The following is a 20,449-nucleotide window of genomic DNA, read 5'->3' on the forward strand; positions in this document are numbered from 1 at the left end:
ACGACCTCATGACCGCGCTCGCCCACCCCACGTTCCGCCGGCTCTTCACCGCGCAGGTCGTCTCGCTCGCCGGCACCGGGCTCGCCACCGTCGCGCTCGGACTGCTCGCCTACGACGTCGCCGGCGACCGCGCCGGCCAGGTGCTCGGCACGGTCTTCGCGATCAAGATGGTCGCGTACGTCGTCGTCGCACCCCTGGCTGCGGCCCTGGTCGTGCGCCTGCCGCGCCGGGCCGTCCTCGTCACCGCCGACGTCGTCCGCGCCGCCGCCGCGCTGTGCCTGCCGTTCGTCGACGCCACCTGGCAGGTCTACGTCCTCGTCCTCGTCCTGCAGGCCGCCTCCGCGACGCACACCCCGACCTGGCAGGCGGTCGTCCCCGACGTGCTGCCCGACGAGCGCGAGTACACGCAGGCGCTGTCGCTCGCGCGGCTGGCCGACGACCTCGAGATGGTCCTGTCACCCGTGCTCGCCGCCGCCCTCCTGCTGCTCATCCCGTCGCACGCCCTGTTCGTCGGCACCGCCGCCGGGTTCGCCGCGTCGGCCGTGCTGGTCGCGACGGTCGCGATCGGTCGACCGCGCGCGTCGGCCGCGGGCGACGACCCCGCGTTCGCCGAGCTCCCGCTCGGGGCGCGCGTCCGGTACGGCGCCGCGCTGCTCGTCCGCACGCCCGCGCTGCGGCCCGTCCTCGCGCTCAACCTCGCGGTCGCCGCCGCGGGCGCGTTCGTCCTGGTCCAGACCGTCGTCGTCGCCCGCTCGACGTTCGGCCAGGGGGACACCGCGGTCGCGCTGCTGCTCGCCGCCAACGGCGCCGGGTCCATGGCCGCGGCGCTCCTGCTGCCCCGCATGCTGGGGCGGCTGTCCGACCGGGCGGTCATGCTCGGCGGCGCCGTGGCGCTCGCGGCCGCGACCGCGCTCGTGCCGCTCGCGCTGCGTGTGCCGTCCGTCGCGGGGCTCGTGCTCGTCGGCGTCCTCTGGCTCGTCGTCGGCGCCGGGTGGGCGTGCGCCGAGGTCCCCGTCGGGCGGCTCGTCGTGCGCGACCTGCCCGAGGCCGACCGACCCGCCGCGTTCGCGGCGCAGTTCTCGCTGTCGCACGCGTGCTGGCTCGTGACCTACCCGGTCGCCGGATGGCTCGGCGGCGCCGGCCTCACGGGCGCGGCCGTCGCGCTCGCCGTCGTGTCGGCGGTGGCGACCGCCGCAGCGGCGTCGCTGTGGCCGGTGGGCTCGTCGGGCCACGGCGGCCCGCTCCGGAGCACGCCGGCCGCGGGCACGCGTGAGGACGCGACGACGGCCGCGTAGCCGACCACCGGCGCCGGCCCACGCGCGCCGCCGCACGCCGCGCGCACCGGGAGCGGCCGCGTGCGACAGTGGGCGCGCCTCGTCGTCCAGCCCCGGAGCGCACCGTGCAGCCCGTCCCCGACCAGACCGGCCGCACGTTCGTCGTGACCGGTGCCACCAGCGGCCTCGGCCGGGAGGCCGCGCAGCGGCTCGCCGCCGCGGGCGCGCACGTCGTCGCGACCGCGCGGGACGAGCGCCGGGGGACGACCGCGGTCGAGGAGATCCGCGCCGCCGTCCCGGGCGCGCACGTCGAGCTGCGGATGCTCGACCTCGCCGACCTGTCCTCGGTCGCCGCGTTCGCCGACGGCATCTCCCGCGACCTGCCGCACCTCGACGCGCTGCTCAACAACGCGGGCGTCATGGCCGTGCCGACGCGGTTCGAGACCGTCGACGGCTTCGAGCTGCAGCTCGCGACCAACGCGCTCGGACCGCTCGCCCTCACGAACCGGCTGCTGCCGCTCCTCCTCGACGCCCCCGCGCCGCGCGTCGTGTGGACCGGCAGCGGCGTCGCGCACGTCGGCCGCATCCGGTTCGACGACCTCCAGGCCCGCCGCCGCTACCGCCCGTGGCGCGCGTACGCGCAGTCGAAGCTCGCCGACGTGCTCCTCGCCCGCCACCTGGCGCACGTCGCCGACCGCCGCGGCTGGCCCCTGCTGTCGCTCGCGACGCACCCCGGCTTCACGCGCACCAACCTGCAGACCGCCGGCGCGTCGCTGGGCCGGGACACGCCCCGCCGGTCTCCCTTCGGCGAGCGGTCCGTGCTGCCGTCCATGTCGGCGGCCGAGGGCGTCGGGTCGCTCCTGCTCGCGGCGACCGGCGACGTCGCGCAGGGCGCGTACCTCGGGCCCACGGGAACCTTCGGGATCGTCGGCCCGCCCGGACCTGCGCGGCTCGGGCGGCGGATGCGCGACGCCGGGACCGCCGCCCGGCTGTGGCAGGTCGCCGAGGACCTCACCGGGACGTCCCTCCCGGACCGCTGAGCCGCGCCGTCGTCGACGCCGACGCCCGTCGCCCTCGGTGACCTGGGACCCACGTCCCGGCCGCACGCCGAGCGGGGTCGTCGCGGTGAGGAGGAAGGGTGAAGGCTTCCGTGTTCTCACCCGGTCGGGCGTCGGGCGGTGCCACGCTGCCGGGAGACGTCCCGCCCCGCGAACTCGCTGGCCCCCGGCCTGCGCGACGGGCCAGGATGACCGCTCGGACGGAACGCAGACGGGCCGACGCCGCTGCCGGCCCGACGACAGGAGACCTGATGACGCTCGACCGCGCGCGCGACGACGCGCCCGCCCTCCGCCGACGCCCCCGCCGCCGCCGGGGACCGGCCGTGCTCGGGCTGGTCGGCGCGGCGACGCTCGTCGTCGTCGGGACGCTCTCGGCGTGCTCGCCCAAGCCCCCCGGTCCGCAGGAGGCGCTCGAGACGCTGACCCAGGCGATCGAGTCGGGCGACTTCGGCGCGGTCGAGTTCGTGGCCGGCTCCGGGGACGCCGCGGCCGCGGCGGAGCTGCGCACCACGACGTTCGAGGGGATCCAGCCGTGGGTCCCTCAGGTCGCGGTCGGCGAGGTGACGGAGCCCGAGGACGACCCCGACGCCGCGACCGCGAGCCTCGCGTACACGTGGGACGTCGACGACGGCCCGGTCGACTGGACGTACACGACGCAGGTGTCCCTCGCGCGCGACGCCGAGGACGCCGAGGTGTGGCGGGTCGCGTGGACGCCGGGGGTCCTCGTGCCCGACCTCCAGCCGACCGAGACCCTGCGCGTGACGCGCCAGCAGGCCGAGCGCGGCCGGGTGCTCGGGGCGGGGGACCAGGTCATCGTCGAGCCGCGCGCGGTGCGTCGCGTGGGTGTCGACAAGACGCTCGTCGACGCCGCGGGCCAGGAGGCCGCCGCCCGCGCGCTCGCCGCGGCGCTCACGATGGACGTCGACGCGTACGTGCAGCGGGTCGCGTCCGCGGGCCCGAAGGCGTTCGTCGAGGCGATCGTCGTGCGCGACGGCGACACGCAGTACGACGTCGACGCGCTGCTCGCGACGCCCGGCGTACGGGCCGTGGCCGACACGATCCCGCTCGCCCCGACGCGCCGCTTCGCGCGGCCCATCCTCGGGACGGTGGGGTCGGCGACCGCGGAGATCGTCGAGAAGTCGCAGGGAGCGATCGCGGCGGGCGACCTGACGGGGCTGTCCGGGCTGCAACGGCAGTACGACGCGCAGCTGCGCGGCCGGCCCGGGCTCACGATCGAGGCCGTGCCGGCCGACGGTGTCGCCGTGCGGCAGCTCTTCCGGTCCGACCCCGCGCCCGGCACGGACCTGCGCACGACGCTCGACCCCCGCCTGCAGGACGGCGCCGAGACGATCCTCGCGGATGTCGGGCCTGCGAGCGCGATCGTCGCGATCCGTCCGTCGTCGGGCGAGGTGCTGGCCGCGGCCAGCGGTCCCGGCGGCGACGGCATGTCGACCGCGACGCTCGGGCAGTACGCGCCGGGCTCGACGTTCAAGGTCGCGAGCGCGCTCGCCCTGCTGCGGTCGGGCCTGACGGCGGACTCGACCGTCTCGTGCCCGCCGACGACGACCGTCGACGGCCGCCAGTTCTCGAACTTCCCGGACTACCCGTCGGACGCGCTCGGCGACGTGCCGCTGCGGACCGCGTTCGCGCAGTCCTGCAACACCGCCTTCATCTCGGCGCGCGACCAGGCGCCGCAGTCGGCGCTCGTCGACGCCGCGGGGTCGCTCGGGCTCGTGCCGGACGCCGACCTGGGCTTCGCGGCGTTCCTCGGCGCGGTGCCGTCGGACTCCGACGGGACGGACCACGCGGCGTCGATGATCGGGCAGGGGCGCGTGCTCGCGTCACCGCTCGGCATGGCGACCGTCGCGGCGTCGGTCGCGGCAGGCGCCACGGTGACCCCGCACCTCGTCGTCGACGCCGAGGGTGACGGTGACGCGGCGGATGAGGCGGCGGACGACCCGTCGGGGGCGCCGACACCCGCCGAGGACACGCCGACGGCGCGCCCGCACGTGCCGCTCACCGGACCGGAGTCGGAGTCGCTGCGCGCGCTCATGCGGGCGGTCGTGACCGAGGGCGGCGGGTCGTTCCTGCAGGACGCGCCCGGCGGCGAGGTCATGGCGAAGTCCGGGACGGCGCAGTTCGGCGACGCGGCGAACCTGCAGAACCACGTGTGGATGATCGCGATCCAGGGCGACCTGGCCGTCGCGGTGTTCGTGGATGTCGGAGACTACGGTTCGACGACCGCGGGCCCGCTGCTCGAGCAGTTCCTGGCGACCGCCGCCGGCTGACGCGCGGTCGTCGTCCGCCCGGTCCCGGGCGGGTGCGCCACCAGGAGGACGACGATGACCGACCGTGCGCTCAGCGTGCTGCTGCCCCGTGACCTGCCCGCCGGACGCGTCCGCGAGTTCGTGCTGCGCGCGGAGGGGCTCGGCTTCGACGAGGTGTGGGTCGTCGAGGACTGCTTCTTCCGCGGCGGCGTCGCACAGGCATCGGCGGTGCTCGCCTGGACCGAGCGGATCCGGGTCGGCGTCGGGATCCTGCCCGCGGCCGTACGGGACGCGGCGTTCACGGCCATGGAGGCCGCGACGCTCGCCGAGCTGTTCCCCGGCCGGGTCGACGTGGGCATCGGGCACGGCATGCCCGCGTGGATGCGGCAGGTCGGGGCGTGGCCCGCGAGCCCGCTCACGATGCTCGAGGAGCACCTGCGCGCCGTGCGCGCGATCGTGCACGGCGAGCGCGTCGACGCCGACGGCCGGTACGTGCACCTCGACGGCGTGCAGCTCGAGTCGCCGCCCGCGCACCCGCCGCGCATCCTCGCCGGTGTGCGCGGTCCGCGGTCGCTCGCGGTGTCGGGCCGGTACGCCGACGGGACCGTCCTCGCCGAGCCCGTGACGCCCGAGTACGTCGCGACGGCGCTCTCGCAGATCGCCCCGACGCGTGACCACCGCGTGGTCGCGTACTGCGTCGCGGCGGTCGACGACGACGCCGACGCGGCCCGTCGGCTGGCGCGGCCCGCGCTCGCGTGGGTGGGCGAGCCGGACTGGGCGCCGCACCTCGCGCCGCTGCCCTACGCCGACGAGATCGCCGCGCTGCGGGCGTCGGTCGGGTCGCCCGAGGACTTCGGTGCCGCGCTGCCCGACGCGTGGGTCGACGACCTCGGGATCGTCGGGACGCCGGCGGCCGCGCGCGCCCGGCTCGACGCGCTGTTCGACGCGGGCGTGTCGTCGGCGGTCCTGTTCCCGCTCGGCCCCGACCCCGTCGCCGCGCTGGACTCGCTCGCGCGTCTGCGCTGACCGCGGCGGCGTCCCGGGGGGCCGTCGCACGGCGGGTCGTCCCCGGCGTGCGGGACGTGCGCGGCCGGGCGCGTCGTCCCGTGATGGAATGCGACGAGCCCGCCGCCGTCGGATCGCCGCCGATCCGTGATCGCCCCCTGGAGCCCGTCATGACGTCGTTCGCCCCCGGCACGCCCGGCTGGATGCGCCCCCTCGGTCGCACGGGACTCGAGGTGTCCGCGGTGTGCCTCGGCGGTGGGCCGCTCGGCAGCATGCCGGACCTGTTCGGCCGCGACGTGCCCGCCGACGAGGGCGTCGCGACCGTGCTCGCCGCGCTCGACAGCCCCATCCGGTTCGTCGACACGTCGAACGGGTACAGCGACGGCGAGAGCGAGCGGCGGATCGGCGCGGCGCTGCGCGAGGTCGGCGGGCTGCCCGCGGGCGTCACGGTCGCGACGAAGGTCGACCCGAAGGACGGCGACTACTCGGGCGACCGCGTGCTCGCGTCGGTCGCGGAGAGCCGCGAGCGCCTGGGACTCGACCACCTGCCGCTCGTGCACCTGCACGACCCCGAGTTCTGGTCGTTCGAGGACCTCGCCGGTCCGGGCGGGGCCGTCGAGGCGCTCGTCGCGCTGCGGGAGTCGGGCGAGGTCGGGGCGATCGGGCTGGCGGGCGGGCGCGTGCAGGAGATCGCGCGCTACCTCGCGCTCGGGGTGTTCGACGTGCTGCTCGTGCACAACCGCTGGACGCTGCTCGACCGGTCCGCGGGGCCGCTGCTCGACGAGGCGGAGCGGCAGGGCATGGGCATCCTCAACGCGGCCGTGCACGGCGGCGGCATCCTCGCGAAGCAGGAGGGCGGCCCGACGACGTACGGCTACCGCGAGGCCCCGCCCGAGGTGCTGGACGCTGCCGAGGCGATGCGACGCGTGTGCGCCGAGCACGGCACGGACATCGCGACGGCGGCGCTGCAGTTCTCCCTGCGCGACCCGCGCGTCGGGGCGACGATCGTCGGCATGAGCCGCCCGCAGCGCGTCGCGCAGACCGTCGCCGCCGCGTCGGCGGAGCTCCCCGACGCGCTGTGGCCGGAGCTCGAGGCGCTGCTCCCGCCCGCGCGGACCTGGCTCGACGCGGAGTGAGCGCCGACCCGACCGCGGGGCCGACGTTCGACCTGCCCGGCGCGCTCGAACCGCTCCTCGCGGAGCGCGGCTTCACGCGCGGCGGTCCCGTGTTCCGCGGGCGGTCCGGGGACGTCGCGATGGTCGTGCGGTGCGAGCCGCAGGCGCGGATCGACCGGGTCCGCACGATCACCGTCGAGTGCACGCCCGCCGAAGGCGAGCGGACGGCGGGGGACCGGTTCGTGCACCAGTTCAACCAGGCCGCGACGGCGTTCGGGTGGCGCGGCGAGTACACCGCGCAGACGCCCGGCTTCCCGCAGGTGATCGTCGACGACTTCGCGCGCCTCACGCTGCCGTTCGTCGACCGGGCGACGAGCGTCCGGGCGATCGCGGAGCTCGTGCTCGACGGCGAGGTGCCGCCGTCGGACGGCCGCGACCCGCTGCTGGCACGCGTGACCGACCCGTACGAGGCGGCGCGGCGGTTCGGCTGGCCGGACCTCGCGGCGCGCGCGGTCGAGGTCGCCGAGGGTCTCGACCTCGACTGGCGCGGCTACGAGGCGTTCCGGACGTGGGCCGACTACTACGCCGTCGAGGTGCGGCTCCGGAAGCCGCGATTCAGCCTCCGGCACTCGATCGACCGCTTCCTGCCGCTCCAGCACCGCCGCTACGCCTAGGACGTGTCCCCTCAAGTGCTGCGGTATCCGTCGTGGTGAAGGGCGGCGTGTTCACGTGGGACGTGCCCACCTCTCGGAAAGACTGAGGTGAAGATCATGACCGAGCTCGACCCCGACCTTGTCGCCGAGATCGAGAACGCGGCGACGCCCGATGCGCAGATTCCGTATTCCATGATGGAGCTCACGAACGTCACGGGGGATCAGCGGGCGCTCGAGCTTTTCCTTCTCGACCTCGCGACCGATTCGTCGCGTGCCATCGTTCGATCGATGGCGGTCGAGTGCATGGGGCATCTCGTTCGGGAGCGCGGACGGCTGACGACGGACCGTGTGCCGCTCCTCGTCTGCGAGGTCCGTGACGACGCTGACGAGATCATGCGCGACAACGCCCGTGTGACGTTCGACGAGATCCGCTACTGGCTCTCGCCGCGGCGACGAGGACGGATACCTCTGCCCACAGACTCGGTGCAGACCGCGGTAGCCGAGGTTCGTCTTGTCGTGACGGGCGACGAGACCGGGGGTGTGGTCGTCGGGGAGCCAGATGATCCTGCGGTGTGGCGGATCGCCGATCTCGTCGGTGCCGGCGTGGAAGTCTCGCCCGGGTTCGAACGTGAGGTGCTCGCAGCGCTCAACCTGCCGAACGGCCCGCGCGGGCTCACTTACCAGCACATCAACGACGCGCGACACGTGCCGTGGTATGCGTGGGCCTTTGGCCCGGGGGGAGCTCTCGGAGCGGTGTACGTGCCTCCGCGGCTCCTGCGGTTGAACCGGCCCCATGTATCTGCGCGCCGGGTCCGCACCTATCTCCGGGAGGCGCGAGGGGCGCGTCTGGTCTGCAAGACGCCGTAGTGGTCGCCCGTGCCGTCAGCCGACTGGCCCGGTCGGCGGCGTCCGCGGGTGCCGGGTTACGGTCGGGGCATGACGCGCGTCGTGGTGACAGGTGGCAGCGGGAAGCTGGGACGGGCGGTCGTGGACGACCTCGCCGCGCACGGGTACGAGGTCGTGAACGTCGACGTCGCCCCGCCGCCGCCCGGCCAGCCGGCGTTGTTCACACGCGTCGACCTCACCGACCTCGGCCAGGTGACCGAGGCGCTCACCGGCATCGACGACCGTTACCAGGGTGTCGATGCCGTCGTGCACCTCGCGGCGATCCCCGCGCCCGGCCTGATCCCGAGCGGTGCGACGTTCGCGAACAACGTCGTCGCGACGCACCACGTGTTCTCCGCCGCCCGCCGCGCGGGCATTCGCAACGTCGTCTGGGCGTCGAGCGAGACCGTCCTCGGCCTGCCGTTCGACACCCCGCCGCCGTACGCGCCCGTCGACGAGGAGTACCCCGTCCGCCCGGAGAGCACGTACTCCCTCGGCAAGGCCGTCGAGGAGGAGATGGCGCGCCACTTCACGCGGTGGGACCCGTCGGCCAAGCTCATCGGGCTGCGGTTCTCGAACGTCATGGTCGACGAGGACTACCCGGCGTTCCGCGACTTCACCGCGCAGTCGCGCCGCTGGAACCTGTGGGGCTACATCGACGCCCGCGACGGCGCGCAGGCCGTGCGCCTCGCGCTGGAGAGCGACCTCACGGGCTTCGAGGCGTTCATCATCGCCGCGCCCGACACCGTCCTCGACACCCCGTCGGCCGAGCTGCTGGCCGCCGAGTTCCCCGACGTCGAGCTCCGCCGCCCCGTCGAGGGCCGCGAGACGCTCCTGTCCATCGACAAGGCCCGCCGCCTCCTGGGCTACGAGCCGACCCACACCTGGCGCTCGCGCCTCCCCGGCGCGCAGGCCTGACGCGCCTCAGCCGACGGGGCGCGTGCGGCGGCCGTAGGTGAGGCGGCGGAGGAGGACCTCGAACGGGCCGCGGCGTCCCGCGCGGTCGAGAGCGACGGCGACGGCGACCGTGACGAGCCAGACGGCGACGGCGAGCGCGGCGGCCGTCGCCGTGCCGATCCGGCCGCCCAGACCGAGGCCCCACGCGCTCAGCAGCGGCGCGAACATCACGGACTGCAGCAGGTACGACGTGAGCGACCGCTCGCCGACCGCCGTCACCGCCCGCACCACGGGCAGGTCGCGGCGGTCGTGCCAGACGGCCGCGAGCCAGCCGAACAGGCACACGTACCCCAGACCCATGACGACGCCCGACGCGATGTGGACCATCTCGAGCACCCCGCCGACGGCGTTCGACGGCTCGCACACGTGCCCGACGACGAGGGCCCACGGCAGGTTGCCGACGACGTTGACGACGAGCGCGACCACGACGACCTGGCCGAGGCGGCGGCGGTGCTCCCACGGGCGGGTGAGCCAGCCCGCGCGCGACAGCAGGATGCCGAGCACGACCTGCGGCACGAAGAACAGCAGCACCGCCGCGAGCCCGATCGAGACGCCGGACGACAGCAGCCGCTCGCCGGCCGACGCCAGGTAGCCGGTCGTCGGGGAGCCGTCGCCGCCGAAGCCCTCCTCGAAGAACAGCAGCAGGACGACGCCCGCCGCGGTCGACAGCAGCGTGCCGGCGGCGAACCAGAGCCAGAGCGTCGTGCGCGACCGCTGCAGGAAGGCGAGCGCGATCAGGCCCGTCACGCCGTAGGTCGCGAGGATGTCACCGCCGAACAGCAGCGCCGAGTGCACGAGGCCGAGCACGACGAGCCACACGCCGCGTCGTGCCAGCACCCGGCGCACGCCGGCACGGCCCTCGCCGCGCGCCGCGAGGCGGCTCGCCATCGTCGCGAGGCCGAACCCGTAGAGGATCGCGAACATGGGCCGCGAGCGGTCGTCGACGAAGAACGCGGTCAGCGCGTCGACCAGGTGGTCGACGCCCGACCCGCCCGCCGGTCGCCCCCCGGGCCCCACCTCACCGGTCGACCACAGGTAGCCCCACACGTTCGCGAGCGCGATGAACAGCAGCAGCATGCCGCGCGCGAGGTCCGGGGCCAGCGAGCGGCGGTCCGGTGCGACCGGCGTCGAGGCGGCGACGGCCGGGACGGTGACCGCAGGCGGGGCGGTCAGGGTCGCGCTGTTCTGGTCGGAGGTCATGGCCCGAACCTAGGGAGCCCGGCCGTCACGTCGACATCCGGCATCCCCCCGAATCTCCCCTCATGGTTCCCCCCACGTCCGGGGGCCCGACGCCGTGCGGAAGTCCGTCGGCCGGTGGATGCGCGGGCGCGGGACCAGACCGTCGGGGGACGACAGGCCGTCGACGACGCGACCAGCGGCGGACGCCGCGGGTGCGCGGGCGCGACGAGCATGGGCGTGCACGGGCGGCCGACCGGGTGACCGACGTATCTGACCGCCGCCGCCGGACCTCTTCACCTGCGTCGCGGCCCCGGGCCGCACCCTCGATCGGCCCTGCGGGGCCGCGATCCCCTGGAGAACCGCCGATGAGTGCCGTCCCGTTCGCGTTCCTGGTCCACCCGCGGGCCAGCGTGTCCGACGACCTCGCGCGCGTCTGGTCGCCGCTCGGCCGCGTCCCCGAGGGCCTGGCCGACCGCGCGGTGCGACGCCTCCCGCTGCGGCCGTTCACGATGGCCCGCGTCCACCTGCCCGACGTCACGCCCGACCCGGTCGGCCGGGTCGTGCTCGTCCCGTTCGGCGCCCGGCACATGCTCGAGGCCCCGCACGCCGCACGCGACCGTGTCGGTGCCGCCGTGGACCTCGCGGCACGACGCGGCGCCGGGATCGTGGGCCTCGGGGCGCTGACCGCGACGGTCACGTCGGGCGGGTCGACGCTCGCGGGCCGCACCGACATCGGCGTCACCAACGGCAACGCGTACACGGCGGCGATCGTCGAGGACCAGCTCCGCTCGCTGCTCGCCGCGCGGCCCGACCGCGCACGCCGCGTCGCGGTCGTCGGCGCCACGGGCTCGGTCGGGACGACCCTCGTCCGCCTCCTCGCCCGCGACCGAGCCGTCGAGCACCTGACCCTCGTCGCCCGCGCGGGCGGCCGGCTCGGCGCCCTGGCCGGTGAGGTCTGCCGCCGCGTCCCGACGACGATCTCCACCGACCTGCGCGACGTGCGTGCGTGCGACGTCGTCGTCCTGCTCACCGCCGCCGCCGACGCGCTCCTCCGGTCCGAGCACCTCGCCCCCGGGGCGGTCGTGCTCGACGCGACGCAGCCCCGCAACACCTCGCCCGACCTGCTCGTCGAGCGGCCCGACGTGACCGTGGTCGACGGCGGCGTCGTCGCCGTCCCGGGCCTGCGGCTGCGCGGCGGCGACATCGGCCAGCCGCCCGGGTCCACGTACGGCTGCTTCGCCGAGACCGCGCTGCTCGCCCTGTCCGGCCACACCGGCCACTTCTCGCTGGGCGTCCCGACGCTGGACCAGGTCGACCACGTCCGCGCGATCGCCCGCCGCTTCGCGGGCCTGGGGTTCCGCGCCGCCCCGCCGACGACCTTCGGCCGCCCCCTGGACGGCCACCTCGCCGACCGCCTGATGACCCCCGCCGCCACCACGTCGACGAGGGTGGCCGACGCTGCGCCGTCGCCCGCCTCCGACGCGACCGAGCCCGCGACCGCCGGACCCGTCCCGAGCGGTGCCTCGCTCGTCACGGCGGGGACGAGCCGGTGACCCGGCGGGTCGTCCTGCTCGGCGGCGGGTACGTGACGTTGCACGCCTACGGCGCCCTCGTGCGCCGCGTCCGGGGCATGCTCCGTGACGGGTCGGTCGAGATCGTCGTCGTGTCCGAGAACCCCGTGCACAACTTCCACGGCTTCACCGGCGAGGTCGCGTCAGGCCTGCTGCCCGCCCACCTCACGCAGACCCCGCTCGCTGAGGCCATGCCGCTCGCGACCGTACTCCACGCGCGCGTCGAGCGCGTCGACCTGTCCGCCCGCACGGTCACCTACCGGCCGGCCGACGGGAGCGCGCCGGCGACCACGTCGTACGACGCCCTGGTCCTCGGCACGGGGGCGGGCGAGCCGGTCGACGAGGTCGACGGCCTGACCGGCCGCGGCCTCACGCTGCGCCACCCGGGCGGCCTGGAGGCGCTCGCGGCCCGCGCCGAGGCGGCCGCCGACGACCCCGACCCCGTCGTCGTGGTCGGGGGCGGCCTCGCGGGCGCCGAGCTCGCCGCCGCGCTCGCGGACCGCTCCGGCGGTCGGCCCGGCCGGGTCGTCCTGGTCCACCGCGGCGAGCGCGTCGTGCCCGCGCTGCACGCGCGCCGCCCGCGCCTCGCGCGGCGGGTCGAGCGCGAGCTCGCGCGCCTGAACGTCGACGTCCGCACGGGCGTCGCCGTGACGTCCGCCGACGACGACGGGGTCACGCTGTCCGACGGCACGCGCATCCGCACACGCACGGTCCTGGCGACGACGGGTCAGCGCCCGGTCCGCCTGCCCGGGACCGAGCCCCTGGCCCGCGACGACGACGGCCGCCTCCGCACGCTGCCCGACCTCACGGTCCGCGACGGGGTCTGGGCCGCAGGCGACGCGGCACGCGTCCTGCACCCGCGCACGCACGAGCCCGTCCCCGCGAACGCGCTGTGGGCGATCAAGGCCGGCGACCAGGTCGGCCGCAACGTCGCCCGCGCGCTGCAGGGCCGTCCGGGGACGCCGTTCCGCTACCTCGGCCTCGGCCAGGGCGCCGCGTTCGGCGTCGGCCACGGCGTCGCGGACATCTGGGGCCTGAGCATCACGGGTCCGCTCGCGTGGACCCTCCGTGTGGCGTTCTTCCTCCGCTTCATGCCCTCGCGCCGTCGCGCCCTCGCGATCCCCGCCGAGCTGCGCCGCCGCCATGCGGTGCGTCGAGATCGGCTGGACGAGGCGCAGGGCGGGGCCACGACCGCCACCCGGACGGACGCGTCGAGGCTTGCGCCGGTGGAGGGCTGACGCGCGCACGCGAGCAGCAGCGCCCGAGCGTCGATCGGTCGGCGTGACCGTCGGCCGCACCGCAGAACGGCTGAGGGCGGGTCACCCCGGAAGGTGACCCGCCCTCAGGCGCTGTGCGTGGACGGTCAGAGGACCTGCGAGACCGCCGGCAGCATGTCCTTGATCGTGCGGCCGCTGGTGCGTACGCCGAGCGCCGTCATGCTCCAGCCGGCGCCGTCCCGCGTCACCTTCGCCATGATCTGCGCGGTGTGCGAGCCCGAGCCGGACAGGTCGTAGCGGGCGACCTCCTGGCCGGTCGTCTCGTCGATCAGGCGGCAGAACGCGTTCTCGATCTGCGCGAACGTCTCGCCCGTGTAGCTGTTCACGACGAACACGAGCGTCTTGACCGCCGGGTTCACGCCGGTGAGCGCGACGCGGATCGACTCGTCGTCGCCGTCGCCCGCACCGGTCCGGTTGTCCCCGGTGTGCTGCACGGCGCCGTCCTTGCTGGCGAGCTGGCTGAACCACACCTGGTCGACCAGGGCGCCGTTCGCGTCGAACAGCAGCGCCGAGGCGTCGAGGTCGACCGACCGCTCCTTCGACCGCCCGAACAGGCCCTTGACCTTGATGGCGTCCCAGCCGAGGCCCATGCGGACCTGCGTGAGAGTGCCACCGTCGGACTTGGTGAGCGAGACGGTCTGGCCCTTGGTGAGGTTGACGGACACGTGCGGCCTTTCGACGGGACGGGTAAGGCAGGTCAGGGGGCCGGCGTCAGCTGCGGCTCACGCTCGTCCTCCGTGGAGTCGCCCGACGCGGCGCGCTCGCGCCGGTTGCGGACGACGGAGTTGACGAACGCGGCGCCGATGAAGGCGACACCCACGAGGCCGGTGATGATCTCGTCGACGTGGAAGCCGATGCTGACCAGCAGGATCGCGGCGAGCGCACCGATCGCCCAGTGCGCGCCGTGCTCGAGGTAGACGTACTCGGACAGCGTGCCCTTGCGGACGAGGAACACGGTGATCGACCGGACGAACATCGCGCCGATGAAGCCGAGGCCCAGGGCGATGATGATCGGGTCGGGGGTGATCGCGAAGGCGCCGATGACGCCGTCGAACGAGAACGACGCGTCGAGGACCTCGAGGTAGAGGAACAGGAAGAAGCCGGCCTTGCCGGTGGCCTTCGCGAGCTCGGTCGGGCCGGAGCGGCCGGACTTCTCGGCGACGGCCCTGTCCGCGACGGCCTCGGCCTCCGCGGGCGCCTCGTCGTCGGCCGCGTCGGGCACGTTGAACAGCGAGCCCAGGCCGTTGACGGCGATGTACGTGATCATGCCGAGCACGCCGGAGACCATGACGATCGCCGGGTCCTCCGCGAGCAGCTCGGCCGCGAGGACGAGCGCGATGCCGCCGACGACGACGGACAGCTGGTCGAGCTTGCCGATCGTGGCGAGCGGCTTCTCGAGCCAGGACAGCCAGGTGATCTCGCGGTCCTCGAAGATGAAGTCGAGGAACAGCATGAGCAGGAACATGCCGCCGAACGCCGCGATCTGCGGGTGCGCCTCGTTGAGCAGGTACCCGTAGGTCCCCGGCTCGTGCGGGTCGCCCTTCTCCATCGCGAGCTGGATCGCCTCGACCGGGTTGAGGTTCGCGGTGATGCCGACGATGAGCAGCGGGAAGACGAGCCGCATGCCGAACACCGCGATGGCGATGCCGACGGTGAGGAAGATCCGCTGCCAGAACGGGCTCATCCGCTCCAGGATCTTCGCGTTGACGACCGCGTTGTCGAAGGACAGGGACACCTCGAGCACGCCGAGGATGAGGCACAGCACGAAGGCGTTCCAGCCGCCGTAGAAGAACGCGACGACGAGCGACACGAGCGTGACGGCGAGCGACCAGCCGAAGATGCGGAAGAACACGGGACTCTCGATCTCGTGGAGGGGGTGGGGTGACCGCTGCAGGGCCGACCGCAGTCTAGGAGCGACTGCGGCCGGCCGTGCGGCGGGTCAGCCGATCTGGACGCCGAAGTCGGTCGCGATGCCCGCCAGGCCGGTGTCGTAGCCCTGGCCGACCGCGCGGAACTTCCACTCGGCGCCGTGCCGGTAGATCTCCCCGAAGATCATCGCCGTCTCGGTCGAGGCGTCCTCGGACAGGTCGTACCGCGCGAGCTCGTTGCCGTCGGACTGGTCGACGACGCGGATGAACGCGTTGCGCACCTGCCCGAAGCTCTGCTGCCGGGCCGGTGCGTCGTAGATCGAGACGGGGAAGACGATCCGCTCGACGTCGGCGGGCACCGCCGCCAGGTCGAGCACGATCGCCTCGTCGTCCCCGTCGCCCTCGCCCGTGCGGTTGTCGCCCGTGTGCGTCACGGACCCGTCCGGGCTGGTGAGGTTGTTGTAGAAGACGAAGTGCGCGTCCGACAGGACCTTGCCGTTCGCGCCGACGAGCAGCGCGCTGGCGTCCAGGTCGAACCCGGCACCCGTCGTGGTGCGGACGTCCCAGCCGAGCCCGACGAGCGCCTTCGTGAGGTTCGGCGCCTCCTTCGTCAGGGAGACGTTGCCGCCCTTGGCGAGGACGACGCCCATCAGACGCCGACGCCGAAGTCGCGGGCGATGCCCGCCAGGCCGGACGCATAGCCCTGGCCGACCGCGCGGAACTTCCACTCGTCGCCGTTGCGGTACAGCTCGCCGAAGACCATCGCGGTCTCGGTCGAGGCGTCCTCCGACAGGTCGTAGCGCGCGAGCTCGCTGTTGTCGGCCTGGTTGACGACGCGGATGAACGCGTTGCGGACCTGGCCGAACGTCTGGCGGCGGTTGTCGGCGTCGTAGATCGAGACCGGGAAGACGATCTTGTCGGCCTCGGCCGGCACACCGGCGAGGTTCACCTTGATCTGCTCGTCGTCGCCCTCGCCCTCACCCGTGAGGTTGTCGCCGAGGTGCTGCACCGAGCCGTCGACGCTCGTGAGGTTGTTGAAGAAGACGAAGTGCTTGTCCGAGAGGACCTTGCCGTCGGCGCCGACGACGATCGCCGAGGCGTCGAGGTCGAAGTCGTCACCGGTCGTCGTGCGCAGGTCCCAGCCGAGACCGACGACGACCGCGGTCAGCCCGGGCGCCGCCTTCGTCAGGCTGACGTTCCCGCCCTTGGTGAGGCTGAGAGACACGTGCTCCTCCTTCGCGGACCGGGGGGAGCGGCTCTCCCGCCCGTCGGACGATCCCAACGACCGATCCGGCGCCGGGGTTCCGGCCGATGCTATCCACGCGGACCCGCCCACGACGTCGGTCCACAGGAGGATCCGCCCTCCGGACGAGCACACGCGCCGCCGCCGCGTCCTAGAGTCGTTCCCGTGCCCGGCGAGGCCGGGCCACCCGCCCGATCGCCCTGCCTGGAGGTCTCCCCATGTCCGAGCTCGACCTCGGGTCGACGCCCACCGCGCCTGCCGCCCCTGCGGCGCCGGCGCCCGGCGCGCTCGTCCTCACGCCGCCCGCCCCGGTCGTCGTGGTCAAGGAGGAGCAGGCCGTCGGGGCGGTCCCGCTCGAGGACGCCAAGCAGGTCGAGCTGCGCGCGAAGGCGACCGCGTTCGTCGCCGAGCTCACCGCGATCGACGCCAAGTCGCCCGCGTTCAGCCAGAAGGTCGCGTCGATCACGTCGATGGGCGAGCAGGACATGCGCGCCGCCGCGACCGTGTCGAGCCGCATGCTCGACCGCCCGGCCGCGATCGTGAAGGGCAAGAACACCGGCGACGCCCAGACGCGCGTCGCGAACACGCTCGTCGACCTGCGCAACACCGTGACGGACCTCGACCCGAACCGGGCCGACCTGACGGGCGCCAAGAAGGTCCTCAAGTGGATCCCGGGCGGGTCGAAGATCGACCAGTACTTCGCCAAGTACCAGTCGGCGCAGCAGCACCTCGACGCGATCATCAAGGCGCTCGCGTCCGGCCAGGACGAGCTGCGCAAGGACAACGCGGCCATCGAGACCGAGAAGGCGAACCTGTGGGCCGCGATGGGCCGCCTCGCCGAGTACAACTCGCTCGCGTCCGCGCTCGACGACGCGCTCGTCGAGAAGATCGCCCAGCTCGAGGCCGCGGGTCGCCAGGAGGACGCCGACGCCGTGCGGGCCGACGCGCTGTTCCCGGTGCGCCAGCGCCGCCAGGACTTCATGACGCAGATGGCCGTGTCCGTGCAGGGCTACATGGCGCTGGACCTGGTCCGCCGCAACAACCTCGAGCTCATCAAGGGCGTCGACCGCGCGCAGACCACGACCGTGGCCGCGCTGCGGACCGCCGTCATCGTCGCGCAGGCGCTGTCGCGCCAGAAGCTCGTGCTCGACCAGATCACGGCGCTCAACACCGTCACGTCGAACCTCATCGAGTCGACGTCCGAGCAGCTGAAGATCCAGGGCGCGGCGATCAACCAGCAGGCGTCGGAGGCGACGCTCGACGTCGCGAAGCTGCAGGCGGCGTTCGACAACGTCTTCCAGACGATGGACGCGCTCGACACCTTCCGCGCGCAGGCCGTCGACTCCATGGCGCAGACCGTCACCGCCCTCGAGGGCCAGATCCAGCGCGCCCAGCCGTACCTGGAGCGCACCCGCCGGCGTGAGCTCGACTCCTGAGGGCGGCAGCCGCCGCCGGGGGTTCTGGCAGCGGCTGCGCGACCGCGACGAGCCCGTCGCCGTCGTGCAGCCGCCGGCGCCGTCCGGCGACAGCCCGGCCGAGCTGCGCCGCGCGGTGGCCGAGGTCGTCCGGCTCGTGAACTCGCGGTCGGGCGAGCTGCCCGTCGCAGCCGTCGTCAACGCGCGCCGTCTCACGGACCTGCTGCGCGAGGTCGTCGACACCTCCGAGGTCCGCCCGCTCGACGTGTACGCCGTGATGTCCGTGCAGGGCACCGCGACGGACTACCTGCCGACGACGCTGCGCTCGTACCTCGCCGTCGACGAGTCGCTCCGCGACGTCCCGCGGGGCAGCGGCGTGACGCCGACGCAGGCGCTGATGATCCAGATCGACACCCTCACGACGTCCGTCGCGGCCACCCTCGACGCCGTGCAGCACCAGGACGCCGACGCCCTCATGACGCAGGGCTCGTTCCTCCGTACGAAGTTCGCCCGCTCCGACCTGGACCTGTGAGCAGACCCCTGATGGCAGCCCGACCCATGCCCCGCGGCGGCAACGCCAACCTCACGCGCGAGATCCCGCACCTCACCGGCGTGGTCGTCGGCGTCGCGCTCGCGTCGCCCGAGACCGTGCTCGTCGACAACCTCGTCGTCGCGGCCCTCCTGTGCGACGACGCGACCCAGCTCCTGTCGCGCGAGCACGTCGTGTTCTTCAACCAGCTCACGTCGCCCGACCTGTCCGTCGCGCAGCTCGAGAAGGCGCGCTCCACCGGCGACCTCGAGCAGATCGAGGTGGACCTGCGCGACGTGCCGCCCGAGGTGGCGCGCATCGTCGTCGTCGCCTACATCAACGAGGGCCTCGGCCACCGGCGCTCGCTCGGGCAGCTCCGCGAGGCGCGCGTGCGCGTGCTCGACCTGGCCGGGGACAACGAGCTCGTGGTCTCCGAGAACCTCGCGCCCGCGCTGTCCACCGAGACGGGCCTCGTGCTCGCCGAGCTCTACCGCAACGGCCCGCACTGGAAGTTCAAGGTCGTCGGGCAGGGGTACGCCGACGGGATCGCGGGCATCCTGCGCGACCACGGCCTGCGGTCGTGAGCGGCGTCGGCATCGGCCCGGCGGGGGCACCGCCGCGCGACGACCTGCCCTGGCTGCGCCGCCGACGGCTGCGTCCTGACGCTCCGCCCCGGCCGACGTCGGGTGCGGCGTCCGGGACCGCCGCGTCGTCTGCCCCGCCGACGGGCGGCTCGTCCGCGTCGGGAGGCGGCACGTCGCTCGACCTCGGCGCACCCACGCCCGCACCGGCGGGCGGGACGTCGCTCGACCTGTCGGTTCCCGCTGCCGTGCCGAGCGGGTCGTCGTCGGGGACGCCGCTCGACGTCTCGACGCCCGCACGGCCCTCGACGTCACCCGCGTCGTCGACCGGGACCTCGCTGGACCTGTCGGCGTCCGGGCACCCGCCGACGCCTCCGTCCGCGTCCGGCACGTCGCTCGACCTGCCGGTGCCGGCCCGCCCGGCGACGCCGTCGGCGGCGTCGGGTACGTCGCTCGACCTGTCGGCGTCCGGGCGCTCGTCGGCGCCTTCGTCCGCGTCCGGCACGTCGCTCGACCTCCCGTCGGCCGGACGTTCGGCGCCCGCGTCCCCCGGCACGTCGCTGGACCTGTCCGGCTCGTCGGCGCCCGCCGCCGCGCCCTCCCGACCCGCGCGCCCGCGCCGGTCCGCCGCGGCCGGCGATCTCGTCCTCGGCTACACGCCGGACCGCCTGGCACCCGGCGGGCGTGCGTCGCTCACCGACGACCGGTGCTTGTCGAGCAGCCGCTGCACGCCGAGCAGCGCGTCCTCGCGCGTCTCGCGGTGGATGATCTCGGGCGACTCGATGACGGGCATCGCGAGCAGCCTGACGCCCGCGCTCGCGGCGGTGTCGTCGACCGCGTCGAGGAACGCCGCGCCGTGCGTCTCGGTGAACTTCGGCAGCACGAAGCCCGACAGGATGCGCGCGTCGTCGCCGAGCGCCGTGACGATCGCCGGGATCTGCTCCGGGTTGCGCACGCGTACGAACACGAACGGCGCGGCGTCCTCGTCGCGCGCGAGCTCCCGGAGCTGCGCGACGACGTTGCGCTCGGCCTCCGGGACGTCGGCGTCGGCGACCGCGTCCTCGAGGCACACGACCGAGCTCACCGCGCCCGCGGCGGCGCGTCGCACCAGGTCACCCGCCAGGTTCGGCCGTGTCCCGGGCATGTAGAGCGTCGCGCCCAGTGCGACCGCGAGCAGCGCGGGCGGGCACGAGCGGCCCAGCGCCTCGGGCGGCCGGGAGAACAGGCGCTCGACGTCCTCGTCGGGCAGGTGCGAGAAGTGGCGCGCGCTCACGCGGCGCCCGGTCCCGAGGGCGTGGTGACCTGCATGTCGACTCCGTCCGTCTGCGGCCCGCCGCGGGGGGTGGTGCGGGGCGCGCGCACACGGTAGCCCAGCGGTGCTACGCGCACGGCGCGTCCAGGTGAACGTCCGGTGCACACCGCCGGTTCCGCGGTCGCCTGTCCGCTCGTGCCAGGCCCCTTCCCTCCCCCACGAGTTCGTCGGTCCGTGCCGAGCTCGTCGGCTCGGGCTGACGAGCTCGACGCCAGCTGACGAACTCAGCGCGGGTGGGGAGGTGGGGTGCGGGGCAAGGG

19 protein-coding genes are annotated in these 20,449 nt (G+C 74.5%); 13 read left to right on the forward strand and 6 right to left on the reverse strand.

The genetic code is table 11. The annotated features are described in order from the left end of the window. Positions 1–8 precede the first annotated feature (8 nt). The 8 genes from OMK64_RS13705 to OMK64_RS13740 all read left to right on the forward strand — a co-directional run bounded on the left by OMK64_RS13705 (position 9) and on the right by OMK64_RS13740 (position 9,175). The gene (locus OMK64_RS13705) at positions 9–1,295 is read left to right on the forward strand and encodes an MFS transporter (protein WP_272728935.1); all 1,287 of its coding nucleotides are present in this window, start codon (positions 9–11) and stop codon (positions 1,293–1,295) included. Positions 1,296–1,399: 104 nt separating this feature from the next. After that, positions 1,400–2,314, forward strand: coding sequence for an SDR family NAD(P)-dependent oxidoreductase (locus tag OMK64_RS13710; protein WP_272728936.1), 915 nt, complete (start codon positions 1,400–1,402; stop codon positions 2,312–2,314). 269 nt (positions 2,315–2,583) lie between these two features. Further along, a complete protein-coding gene (locus OMK64_RS13715) occupies positions 2,584–4,620 on the forward strand; it encodes a penicillin-binding transpeptidase domain-containing protein (RefSeq protein WP_272728937.1) in 2,037 nt (678 codons plus the stop codon). A gap of 54 nt (positions 4,621–4,674) precedes the next feature. Beyond that, a complete protein-coding gene (locus OMK64_RS13720) occupies positions 4,675–5,625 on the forward strand; it encodes an LLM class flavin-dependent oxidoreductase (protein WP_272728938.1) in 951 nt (316 codons plus the stop codon). A 149-nt stretch (positions 5,626–5,774) separates the two neighbouring features. Further along, positions 5,775–6,740: an aldo/keto reductase gene (locus tag OMK64_RS13725; protein WP_272728939.1), complete on the forward strand. Its 966-nt coding sequence runs from the start codon at positions 5,775–5,777 to the stop codon at positions 6,738–6,740. Further along, complete coding sequence (locus OMK64_RS13730; RefSeq protein ID WP_272728940.1) at positions 6,737–7,393, forward strand: hypothetical protein; 657 nt, start codon at positions 6,737–6,739, stop codon at positions 7,391–7,393. The genes OMK64_RS13725 and OMK64_RS13730 overlap by 4 nt, the downstream gene beginning before the upstream one ends. Positions 7,394–7,489: 96 nt before the next feature. After that, on the forward strand, positions 7,490–8,239 hold the full coding sequence (locus tag OMK64_RS13735; protein WP_272728941.1) for a hypothetical protein: 750 nt from the start codon (positions 7,490–7,492) through the stop codon (positions 8,237–8,239). A gap of 69 nt (positions 8,240–8,308) precedes the next feature. Beyond that, positions 8,309–9,175, forward strand: a complete 867-nt coding sequence (locus tag OMK64_RS13740; protein ID WP_272728942.1) for an NAD-dependent epimerase/dehydratase family protein — start codon at positions 8,309–8,311, stop codon at positions 9,173–9,175. Positions 9,176–9,181: 6 nt separating this feature from the next. On the opposite strand, the gene OMK64_RS13745 is transcribed toward OMK64_RS13740, so the two are convergent. Further along, a complete protein-coding gene (locus OMK64_RS13745; protein WP_272728943.1) occupies positions 9,182–10,414 on the reverse strand; it encodes a DUF418 domain-containing protein in 1,233 nt (410 codons plus the stop codon). A gap of 344 nt (positions 10,415–10,758) precedes the next feature. On the opposite strand from OMK64_RS13745, the gene OMK64_RS13750 reads away from it, so the two are divergent. Both OMK64_RS13750 and OMK64_RS13755 read left to right on the forward strand, forming a co-directional pair. Beyond that, on the forward strand, positions 10,759–11,946 hold the full coding sequence (locus tag OMK64_RS13750) for a semialdehyde dehydrogenase (protein WP_272728944.1): 1,188 nt from the start codon (positions 10,759–10,761) through the stop codon (positions 11,944–11,946). Beyond that, positions 11,943–13,202 (forward strand): NAD(P)/FAD-dependent oxidoreductase, encoded by a 1,260-nt coding sequence (locus OMK64_RS13755; RefSeq protein ID WP_272728945.1) that lies wholly within the window; start codon positions 11,943–11,945, stop codon positions 13,200–13,202. Before OMK64_RS13750 ends, OMK64_RS13755 begins: the two co-directional genes overlap by 4 nt. 125 nt (positions 13,203–13,327) lie before the next feature. Here OMK64_RS13755 and OMK64_RS13760 read toward each other — a convergent pair whose 3' ends face one another. The 4 genes from OMK64_RS13760 to OMK64_RS13775 all read right to left on the reverse strand — a co-directional run bounded on the left by OMK64_RS13760 (position 13,328) and on the right by OMK64_RS13775 (position 16,334). Then, the gene (locus tag OMK64_RS13760; protein ID WP_272728946.1) at positions 13,328–13,906 is read right to left on the reverse strand and encodes a TerD family protein; all 579 of its coding nucleotides are present in this window, start codon (positions 13,904–13,906) and stop codon (positions 13,328–13,330) included. Between the two features lie 32 nt (positions 13,907–13,938). Then, on the reverse strand, positions 13,939–15,093 hold the full coding sequence (locus OMK64_RS13765; RefSeq protein WP_272728947.1) for a DUF475 domain-containing protein: 1,155 nt from the start codon (positions 15,091–15,093) through the stop codon (positions 13,939–13,941). 87 nt (positions 15,094–15,180) lie between these two features. Continuing rightward, on the reverse strand, positions 15,181–15,759 hold the full coding sequence (locus tag OMK64_RS13770; RefSeq protein WP_272728948.1) for a TerD family protein: 579 nt from the start codon (positions 15,757–15,759) through the stop codon (positions 15,181–15,183). Next, on the reverse strand, positions 15,759–16,334 hold the full coding sequence (locus OMK64_RS13775; RefSeq protein WP_272728949.1) for a TerD family protein: 576 nt from the start codon (positions 16,332–16,334) through the stop codon (positions 15,759–15,761). Before OMK64_RS13775 ends, OMK64_RS13770 begins: the two co-directional genes overlap by 1 nt. A 236-nt stretch (positions 16,335–16,570) precedes the next feature. On the opposite strand from OMK64_RS13775, the gene OMK64_RS13780 reads away from it, so the two are divergent. Genes OMK64_RS13780 through OMK64_RS13790 form a run of 3 tightly spaced genes read left to right on the forward strand, consistent with a single transcriptional unit; the run spans position 16,571 to position 18,880 of the window. Further along, the gene (locus OMK64_RS13780) at positions 16,571–17,788 is read left to right on the forward strand and encodes a toxic anion resistance protein (protein ID WP_272728950.1); all 1,218 of its coding nucleotides are present in this window, start codon (positions 16,571–16,573) and stop codon (positions 17,786–17,788) included. Further along, positions 17,772–18,299, forward strand: a complete 528-nt coding sequence (locus tag OMK64_RS13785) for a hypothetical protein (RefSeq protein ID WP_272728951.1) — start codon at positions 17,772–17,774, stop codon at positions 18,297–18,299. Before OMK64_RS13780 ends, OMK64_RS13785 begins: the two co-directional genes overlap by 17 nt. 11 nt (positions 18,300–18,310) lie before the next feature. Beyond that, positions 18,311–18,880 carry a TerD family protein gene (locus OMK64_RS13790; protein WP_272728952.1) on the forward strand — a complete coding sequence of 190 codons (570 nt, stop codon included), beginning with the start codon at positions 18,311–18,313 and terminating at the stop codon, positions 18,878–18,880. A 649-nt stretch (positions 18,881–19,529) separates the two neighbouring features. On the opposite strand, the gene OMK64_RS20905 is transcribed toward OMK64_RS13790, so the two are convergent. Further along, positions 19,530–20,150: an HpcH/HpaI aldolase/citrate lyase family protein gene (locus tag OMK64_RS20905; protein ID WP_272728953.1), complete on the reverse strand. Its 621-nt coding sequence runs from the start codon at positions 20,148–20,150 to the stop codon at positions 19,530–19,532. Positions 20,151–20,449 lie beyond the last annotated feature (299 nt).

The organism is Cellulomonas fimi (genome assembly GCF_028527925.1).
Lineage (GTDB): Bacteria > Actinomycetota > Actinomycetes > Actinomycetales > Cellulomonadaceae > Cellulomonas > Cellulomonas fimi_C.

Excerpts from the sequence above, each read along its gene's own strand:
- OMK64_RS13705 (WP_272728935.1), top strand. The coding sequence starts at position 9 with ATGACCGCGCTCGCCCACCCCACGTTCCGCCGGCTCTTCACCGCGCAG.
- OMK64_RS13715 (WP_272728937.1), top strand. The coding sequence starts at position 2,584 with ATGACGCTCGACCGCGCGCGCGACGACGCGCCCGCCCTCCGCCGACGC.
- OMK64_RS13720 (WP_272728938.1), top strand. The coding sequence starts at position 4,675 with ATGACCGACCGTGCGCTCAGCGTGCTGCTGCCCCGTGACCTGCCCGCC.
- OMK64_RS13725 (WP_272728939.1), top strand. The coding sequence starts at position 5,775 with ATGACGTCGTTCGCCCCCGGCACGCCCGGCTGGATGCGCCCCCTCGGT.
- OMK64_RS13735 (WP_272728941.1), top strand. The coding sequence starts at position 7,490 with ATGACCGAGCTCGACCCCGACCTTGTCGCCGAGATCGAGAACGCGGCG.
- OMK64_RS13740 (WP_272728942.1), top strand. The coding sequence starts at position 8,309 with ATGACGCGCGTCGTGGTGACAGGTGGCAGCGGGAAGCTGGGACGGGCG.
- OMK64_RS13745 (WP_272728943.1), bottom strand. The coding sequence starts at position 10,414 with ATGACCTCCGACCAGAACAGCGCGACCCTGACCGCCCCGCCTGCGGTC.
- OMK64_RS13750 (WP_272728944.1), top strand. The coding sequence starts at position 10,759 with ATGAGTGCCGTCCCGTTCGCGTTCCTGGTCCACCCGCGGGCCAGCGTG.
- OMK64_RS13770 (WP_272728948.1), bottom strand. The coding sequence starts at position 15,759 with ATGGGCGTCGTCCTCGCCAAGGGCGGCAACGTCTCCCTGACGAAGGAG.
- OMK64_RS13780 (WP_272728950.1), top strand. The coding sequence starts at position 16,571 with ATGTCCGAGCTCGACCTCGGGTCGACGCCCACCGCGCCTGCCGCCCCT.
- OMK64_RS13790 (WP_272728952.1), top strand. The coding sequence starts at position 18,311 with ATGGCAGCCCGACCCATGCCCCGCGGCGGCAACGCCAACCTCACGCGC.